Source organism: Actinoplanes sp. NPDC051633 (assembly GCF_040681735.1).
In the GTDB taxonomy this organism is placed as follows: domain Bacteria; phylum Actinomycetota; class Actinomycetes; order Mycobacteriales; family Micromonosporaceae; genus Actinoplanes.
The window spans coordinates 1-7,360 of the sequence record NZ_JBFAZH010000302.1; the positions used below are offsets into that span (position 1 = coordinate 1).

The 7,360-nt window shown below is 70.4% G+C and carries 10 protein-coding genes; 4 read left to right on the forward strand and 6 right to left on the reverse strand.

Annotated features, from left to right (window positions below):
• Positions 1-76: 76 nt before the first annotated feature.
• Both AB0M20_RS18405 and coxB read right to left on the reverse strand, forming a co-directional pair.
• Positions 77-502 (reverse strand): cytochrome c oxidase subunit 4, encoded by a 426-nt coding sequence (locus AB0M20_RS18405; protein ID WP_364299576.1) that lies wholly within the window; start codon positions 500-502, stop codon positions 77-79.
• A gap of 9 nt (positions 503-511) precedes the next feature.
• The gene (gene coxB, locus AB0M20_RS18410) at positions 512-1,417 is read right to left on the reverse strand and encodes a cytochrome c oxidase subunit II (protein WP_364299578.1); all 906 of its coding nucleotides are present in this window, start codon (positions 1,415-1,417) and stop codon (positions 512-514) included.
• A gap of 136 nt (positions 1,418-1,553) precedes the next feature.
• On the opposite strand from coxB, the gene AB0M20_RS18415 reads away from it, so the two are divergent.
• Both AB0M20_RS18415 and AB0M20_RS18420 read left to right on the forward strand, forming a co-directional pair.
• Positions 1,554-2,699: an aminotransferase class V-fold PLP-dependent enzyme gene (locus tag AB0M20_RS18415; protein WP_364299580.1), complete on the forward strand. Its 1,146-nt coding sequence runs from the start codon at positions 1,554-1,556 to the stop codon at positions 2,697-2,699.
• Positions 2,696-2,908: a sulfurtransferase TusA family protein gene (locus AB0M20_RS18420; RefSeq protein WP_364299582.1), complete on the forward strand. Its 213-nt coding sequence runs from the start codon at positions 2,696-2,698 to the stop codon at positions 2,906-2,908. The genes AB0M20_RS18415 and AB0M20_RS18420 overlap by 4 nt, the downstream gene beginning before the upstream one ends.
• On the opposite strand, the gene AB0M20_RS18425 is transcribed toward AB0M20_RS18420, so the two are convergent.
• The 4 genes from AB0M20_RS18425 to AB0M20_RS18440 form a co-directional block, all read right to left on the reverse strand.
• The gene (locus AB0M20_RS18425) at positions 2,884-3,396 is read right to left on the reverse strand and encodes an ATP-binding protein (RefSeq protein WP_364299584.1); all 513 of its coding nucleotides are present in this window, start codon (positions 3,394-3,396) and stop codon (positions 2,884-2,886) included. The two genes, AB0M20_RS18420 and AB0M20_RS18425, sit on opposite strands and share 25 nt — an antisense overlap.
• 7 nt (positions 3,397-3,403) lie before the next feature.
• Positions 3,404-4,381 carry a carbohydrate kinase family protein gene (locus AB0M20_RS18430; protein WP_364299586.1) on the reverse strand — a complete coding sequence of 326 codons (978 nt, stop codon included), beginning with the start codon at positions 4,379-4,381 and terminating at the stop codon, positions 3,404-3,406.
• Positions 4,382-4,493: 112 nt separating this feature from the next.
• Entirely contained in the window at positions 4,494-4,871 is a 378-nt protein-coding gene (gene erpA / locus AB0M20_RS18435; protein ID WP_364299588.1) for an iron-sulfur cluster insertion protein ErpA, read from the reverse strand.
• A gap of 126 nt (positions 4,872-4,997) precedes the next feature.
• Positions 4,998-6,110 (reverse strand): glycerate kinase, encoded by a 1,113-nt coding sequence (locus tag AB0M20_RS18440; protein WP_364299590.1) that lies wholly within the window; start codon positions 6,108-6,110, stop codon positions 4,998-5,000.
• A gap of 48 nt (positions 6,111-6,158) precedes the next feature.
• Between AB0M20_RS18440 and AB0M20_RS18445 the strand changes: the two genes are divergently transcribed.
• Both AB0M20_RS18445 and nadA read left to right on the forward strand, forming a co-directional pair.
• Positions 6,159-6,308 (forward strand): hypothetical protein, encoded by a 150-nt coding sequence (locus tag AB0M20_RS18445; protein WP_364299592.1) that lies wholly within the window; start codon positions 6,159-6,161, stop codon positions 6,306-6,308.
• Between the two features lie 55 nt (positions 6,309-6,363).
• A partial coding sequence (nadA, locus tag AB0M20_RS18450) for a quinolinate synthase NadA (RefSeq protein ID WP_364299594.1) occupies positions 6,364-7,360 on the forward strand: 997 nt, incomplete at its 3' end.

Below are 7,360 nucleotides of genomic sequence, written 5' to 3' on the forward strand. Positions count from 1 at the left end.
GCCGAGGGACTTTTTCGGCCGCAAGTCACCGGTCACAAGGCGAAATGCCGGAGGAGCGGAGCGACGACCAGCAAGCTCAGTGCTCCGCCGTGTGCCGCGTTCCGGTGTAGTACTCGAAGATCATGCTGCTGGCGGCGAAGATCACCAGGATCAGGCCGAGCGCGATCAGCCACCACATCCAGAAGACCAGGCCGAGACCGGCGATCGTCGCCGACAGCGCCAGCCCGAAAGGCCAGTAGCTGCCCGGGCTGAAGAAGCCGATCTCGCCGGCGCCCTCGACGATCTCGGCGTCCTCACGGTCCTCGGGCCGCAGGTCGATGCGCCGCGAGACGAACCAGAAGAAGCCGCCGCACATCGAGCAGAGAAGCCCGGAGAGGATCAGCGCCACCACGCCGATCCACTCCATGCCGCCCGAGGCGCCCTTGGTCCAGAAGCCGTAGACGATCGCCACTGCGAAGAGGAAAACAGCGACGCCCGCGAAAATCTTGTATTCGGTCTTCACGGCTGAGCCCTACTTTCCGGCCGCGGTCGCGGGCTCGTTGGACTGGTTCCAGCTCTGCGTGTGCCGGCGGGTCTCGAGCGGCTGGGTGGTCACGGCGTAGCGCTGGTCGCCGGTGAAGCCGATCGCCTCCATCGCCGCGGCCGTGTCGGCGCCGCCGCGTTTGGCCTCGATGAACTGGTTGAACCGCTCCGGCGACACCACCACCAGCTCGAACTGCATGAACGCGTGGTACGTCCCGCACAGCTCGGCGCAGCGGCCGACGTAGCGGCCCTCCTTGTCGAGGTTGACGTCGAACTTGTTCCGGATGCTGCCCGGGAACACGTCGCGCTTGAACAGCAGCTCGGGGACCCAGAACGAGTGGATCACGTCGCGGCTGGTCTCCTCGAACCGGATCGTCTGCCCGACCGGCAGGACCAGCAGCGGGATCACCTGGTCGGTGCCGAGCACCGACGTCACGGTCTGCGCTTCCTCACCGGGGCCGCTGCGGTAGTTGAACTGCCAGTTCCACTTGAACGCGACGACCTCGACCACCTGGTCGGGGTTGCGGGACAGCTTGTCCACGTGGGTCTGCACGATGGCGGTGTAGTAGAAGAGCACCAACACGATCAGGATCGGCGTGACCGTGTAAAGGACCTCCATCGGCATGTTGAACCGGGTCTGCACGGGCAGCTCGTCGCCGCGCTTGCGATACCGGATCACGCACCAGAAGATCAGGCCCCACACGAAGAATCCGACCAGCAGGGCGGCGATCACCGAGGCGATCCACAGGTCGTACATCCTGTGCGCTTCGGTGGAGATGCCTGGGCCCGGCCATCCGAAGTGGCCGAAGGCGCTGCCGACATCCTCCAGTGAACATCCCGACAACAGGACCAGAAGTCCCACTGCCACGGCGCCGAGCGCGGCCGTTTTCTTCACGCCCACGTGCTCCTGCCTCCCACGGGGTTACCGACGGTCGCACACTACTCGACCTGGCCCTACCGTCCGGTTTCGGGGGTCCGATCTTCGAGCGCCCGATGCATACCCCAGACAACCGGACGATACCGTTTCCCAGGTGGATTACACGGCCGATCGAGACGCGCCGACCTATCTGGATGCCGCTACCGCAGCCCCGATGCATCCTGTGGCACGCGAGGCGCTCCATGCCGCCCTGGATGACGGCTGGGCGGACCCCGACCGGCTCTACGCGAGCGGGCGGAGGGCACGCCGGCTGCTGGAGGCGGCGCAGGCCGCGACCGCTGAGGTTCTCGGGGTACGCCCGGACGAGCTGTCCTTCTGGCCCTCGGGCACGGCCGCCCTGCACGCCGGCGTCCTGGGCGGCCTGGCCGGTCGCTCGTCGCGGGGCGGCACGCTGGTGCACTCCGCGATCGAGCACTCCGCGGTCCTGCACTGCGCCGCGGCGCACGGCGACGCCGCCGAGGTGGGGGTGGACCGTCTCGGCCGGCTGGACCTCGACGCCTGGGCCACGCGGGTGAAGGCGCCGGGCGTCGCCCTGGCGGCCCTGATCGGCGCGAGTCACGAGGTGGGCACGGTGCAGCCGGTGGCCGCGGCGGCCGAGCTGTGCGCGGAGGCCGGGGTGCCGCTGCTGGTCGACGCGGCGCAGACCGTCGGGCGCATGCCGGTGCCGCCGGGCTGGGGGCTGTTGACGGCCAGCGCGCACAAGTGGGGCGGCCCGCCCGGGGTGGGGTTGCTGGTGGTGCGCAAGGGAGTGCGGTGGCGTTCGCCGTACCCCGGTGATGATCTTTATCGACCGCGGGCCCTCGGCGCGGCAGATCTCCCGGCCATCGTCTCGGCCGCGGCTTCTCTGCGGGCCGCCGCGGACGAGGCGGCGACCGAGGCGGTCCGCCTGTCCGCGCTGGTGGACCGCATCCGCGAGCAGGTGGCTCGGACCGTGCCGGACGTCGAGGTGGTCGGCGATCCGGTCGATCGGCTTCCCCACCTGGTGACGTTCTCCTGCCTCTACGTGGACGGCGAGGCGCTGCTGCACGCCCTGGACCGGGAGGGTTTCGCGGTGTCGTCGGGCTCGTCCTGCACCGCGTCGACGCTGCGGCCGAGTCACGTGCTCGAGGCGATGGGCGTGCTCAGTCACGGCAACGTGCGGGTTTCCCTGCATCGCGGAACCGGTCAAGCTGACGTGGAGCGCTTCCTGGCGGTGCTGCCGGGGCTGGTGCGGCGGATCAGGGCGGAGGCGGGGATGTGATCGAGATCGACTGCCTGGGCAAGCGATGCCCACTGCCGGTGATCGCGCTCGCCAAGGCGGTGCGGGCGGGTGAGGTCGGGCAGGTCTTCCGCGTGCTCGCCGACGATCCCGCCGCGGCCAACGACATCCCGGCGTGGTGCCGGCTCCAGGAGCAGGAGTTCGTCGGGAGCGCCGGACCGGACGCCTACGACGTCCGGAAGGTCAGGTAGTCGAGCACCGGCGGCACCGGCTCCTTGGCCAGGAACGTGTCCACCACCAGCCGCGGGCCCAGATAGGGCTCGTACTCCGCCTGCCGTTCCAGGACCCGCACCCAGTCGGGGATGCCGTCGTGGTCGCGCTTGGCGAAGCGGGCCTCCACCCGGCGGCGGTGCTCGGCGTCGTCACCGCACACCACCTCGACCACCCGCAGCGGCACGTCCATCCGCTCGGCCAGGTCGACCCACAGCTGCCGGATCTGCCGCGTCTGGTTCACCGCGTCGATGATCACGCTGTGCCCGATGCGCAGCTGATCCTCGGCGAGCGCCGCCACGACGTCGTGCGCGGTGAGGACCTCCAGGACCACCCCGTGGCCGGTCAGGTTGTAGTCGACCGTGTCGACCGACAGCACCGTCGCGGGCAGGGCGACCGCGACCTGCTCGGCGAGCGTGCTCTTACCGACGCCGGGCAGGCCCGCGAAGACGGCGAGGACGCCGCTCATGGTCCGGTCACGCCGGAAGGTACGGCCGGATCTCGGCGGCCGCCTCGGTGCCGTACGAGTCGGCGATCCGCTTGGCGAAGTCCTCGGCCTTCACCTCGTACTCCTGCGGCCCGACCGTCTCCAGCACCAGCGCCGCCACCAGCGAGCCCACCTGCGCGGACCGCTCGAGGCTCAGCCCCCAGCTGATGCCGGCGAAGAAGCCGGCCCGGAAGCCGTCGCCGACGCCGGTCGGGTCGGCCGGGATCACGTCGCGGGCCACCGGCACGTGGATCCGGTCGATGCCGTGGCCGGTGATCTCCACGCCATCCTTGCCCAGCGTGGTGACCCGGATCTTGACCTGGTCGAGCACCTGGTCGCTGGTCAGGCCGGCCTTGGTCTCCAGCATCGAGCGTTCGTAGTCGTTGGTCAGCAGATAGTCGGCGCCCTGGATCAGCGTCATGACGTCGCTGCCCTCCATGCGGGCGAGCTGCTGTGACGGGTCGGCGGCGAAGGCGAAGCCGCGGGCGCGGCACTCCTGCGAGTGGCGGATCATCGCCGCCGGGTCGTTCGCGCTGACCAGCACGAGGTCGAGGCCGCCGGAGCGGAGGGCCACCGGGGCGAGCTCGATGTTGCGGGCCTCGGACATCGCGCCCGCGTAGAACGACGCGATCTGGTTGAGGTCGTCGTCGGTGGTGCACACGAAGCGGGCGGTGTGCGCGACCTCGCTGACGTGCACCGAGCCGCAGTCCACGCCGTGCCGTTCGAGCCACGACCGGTAGTCGGCGAAGTCGGCGCCGACCGCGCCCACCAGGATCGGCGACAGGCCCAGCAGGCCCATCCCGAAGGCGATGTTGGGGGCGACCCCGCCGCGGCGCACCACGAGGTCGTCGACGAGGAACGACAGCGACACCTTGTGCAGCTGGTCGGCGATCAGGGACTCGGCGAACCTGCCGGGGAAGTGCATCAGGTGGTCGGTGGCGATCGAACCGGTAACGGCGATCTTCATGTCGGCCCTCGGTGTCGTGAACGGGGGGTTACCCGGTGAGCCTACCGGGACCGGTGAGACACCACAGGCCGCCCTCCGGGCTCCGGAGGACGGCCTGGCAGCGAAAGGAAACTCAGTGGAAAGAGTCACCGCACGCGCAGGAGTTCTGCGCGTTGGGGTTGTCGATGGTGAAGCCCTGCGCGTCGATGCGGTCGGCGAAGTCGATCGTGGCGCCGGCGAGGTACGGCGAGCTCATCCGGTCGACGACGACCTCGACACCGCCGAAGTCGGCCACGATGTCACCGTCGAGCGACCGCTCGTCGAAGAAGAGCTGGTAGCGCAGCCCTGAGCAGCCACCGGGCTGCACGGCGATGCGCAGGCGGAGGTCGTCGCGCCCTTCCTGCTCGATAAGGGCCTTGACCTTGACAGCGGCAACGTCGGTCAGGATGACGCCGGTCGGCGCGGCGGCCGTGGTGGCCTCGGTCGACTCGGTGTGCGCTTCAGTGGTCACTGCGGATCTCCCATATTTGAGCCTTCAGTCCTGCCGACGGCGGTGGCGGGGCTGCGGACGGCGGTTCTGCCGTTAATGGCCAACGCTAACCCTGTTCCCGATGATTCCCAATCCGGGAGATCGGGATCACCTGCTCCATTGTCCCGCCAGGCGGGCCGCGATCTCCCGCAATCCCTGCCGCGGCTCGGCCAGCGCCTTCTCGGTCGAGCCGAAGTGGTCGACCAGCGAGTGTGTCTCCGTCACGCCCTGCGCGGCCGCTTCGCGATAGCCCGTCTCCACGCGGCCGGCCACCACCACGCAGGGCAGGCCGCGATCGCGGGCGCCGTTCGCCACGCCGGCCGCCACCTTGCCGCGCAGGCTCTGGTGGTCGAAGGATCCCTCGCCGGTGATCACCAGGTCGGCCCGGTCCAGCTCGGCGTCCAGCCCGATGGCCTCGGTGATCAGGGCCACACCGGAAACCACCCGTCCGCCCAGTGCGATCAACGCGGCGCCGAGCCCGCCGGCCGCCCCTCCCCCGGGCGCCGTGGCCAACCCTTCGAGGTCAAAGGCCTTCTCGAGTACGCCCGCGAAGTGCTCCAGCGCGGCGTCCAGCCGCAGGACGTCCTCGCGGGAGGCGCCCTTCTGCGGCCCGAAGACGTTGCTCGCGCCGTGCAGGCCGGTCAGCGGGTTGTCGACATCGGTGGCCGCGATCAGGCTGATCGGGCGCAACTGGGGCGTACCAGCCAGTTTGTCCGCGGTGATCAGCGGGCCGCCGCCGTAGGGCAGCGCGTACCCGGACACGTCGACCGGGCCGGCGCCGAGCGCGGCGAGCATGCCCGCGCCGCCGTCGTTGGTGGCCGAGCCGCCCAGCCCGACGATCACCTCCCGCGCGCCGGCCTCGGCGGCCGCGGCGATCAGCAGGCCGAGGCCGTAGGAGGTGGTCCGGTTCGGGTCACGCTCGGCCTCGGTCAGCAGGTGCAGACCGCAGGCCTGCGCGCTCTCCACGTATGCGGTGCCGCCGCTGACGAGGACCTCGCCGTCGACCGGGCGGCCGAGCGGGTCGACCGTCGACACCGGGACGCGGCGGCCGTCGATAACGGTGGCGAGCACGTCGACGAAGCCCGGGCCGCCGTCGGCGAGCGGTCGCAGCACGGTCTCGTCCCCGGGTGCGATCTCGTGCCAACCCTCGCTCAGCGCCTGCGCGGCGGCCGGCGCGGTAAGTGTGCCGGCGAACTTGTCGGGGCATATCAATACGCGCACGCAGTGACCGTACAGGCACCGCACAGCTACGAATGGCACGGTGGACCCATGACCTTGATGCAGCGACTCCAGCGATTCCTCCGCAGCCCGCAGGGGCAGCGGATCGTCGATCAGGGCCGTCGGCAGATGGCCAAGCCCGAGAACCAGGCACGTGCCCGCCGGCTGCTCTCCCGCCTCCAGGGACGCCGCCGCTATTGAGGGCAGTGGCCAACGCCACTGAGCGCGCGGGCAACGCTGTGGAACCATTGCCCGCGTGACGTCTACCTGGGCCGAACCCTCCAACACCGCCACCGCCCTGCTGCTGCTCGGGCGGGGCACCGACCCGGCCAGCGAGCGCGGCGTCGACTGCCCCGGTGACCTGCCCGCGCCCAGCGACCCCGATCTGGTCGAGCGCGCCACGGCGGCCAAGGCCGCGCTGGGCGATCGCGTCTTCGTGCTGGGTCACCACTACCAGCGCGACGAGGTCATCCAGTTCGCCGACGTCACCGGCGACTCGTTCAAGCTGGCCCGGGAGGCGGCGGCGCGGCCGGACGCCGAGTTCATCGTCTTCTGCGGCGTGCACTTCATGGCCGAGAGCGCCGACATCCTCACCGGGCCTGAGCAGCGCGTCGTTCTCCCGGACCTGGCGGCCGGCTGCTCGATGGCCGACATGGCGGTGCTGGGCCAGGTGGAGACCGCCTGGGAGCAGTTCCAGGCCCTGGGCATCGCGGGTGACGTGGTCCCCGTGACGTACATGAACTCCTCCGCCGACATCAAGGGCTTCGTCGGGCGCAACGGCGGCGTGGTGTGCACGTCGTCGAACGCACCGCGGGCCCTGAGCTGGGCGTACGAGCGCGGGTCGAAGGTGTTCTTCCTGCCCGACCAGCACCTCGGGCGCAACACGGCGGTGCTCGAGATGGGCCTCACGCTGGACGACTGCGTGCTCTACGACCCGCACAAGCCGAACGGCGGGCTGACCGACCAGCAGCTGCGGGACGCCCGGATGATCCTGTGGCGCGGGCACTGCTCGGTGCACGGGCGCTTCACCATCGACAGCGTGCGTGACGTGCGCGAACGCGTACCCGGCGTCAATGTCCTGGTGCACCCGGAGTGCCGGCACGACGTGGTCCGGGCGGCCGACTTCGTCGGCTCGACCGAATACATCATCAAGGCCTTGGAGGCCGCTCCGGCCGGTTCCTCCTGGGCGGTCGGCACCGAGCTCAACCTGGTACGCCGCATGGCGCTGGCCCACCCGGACAATCACATCAAGT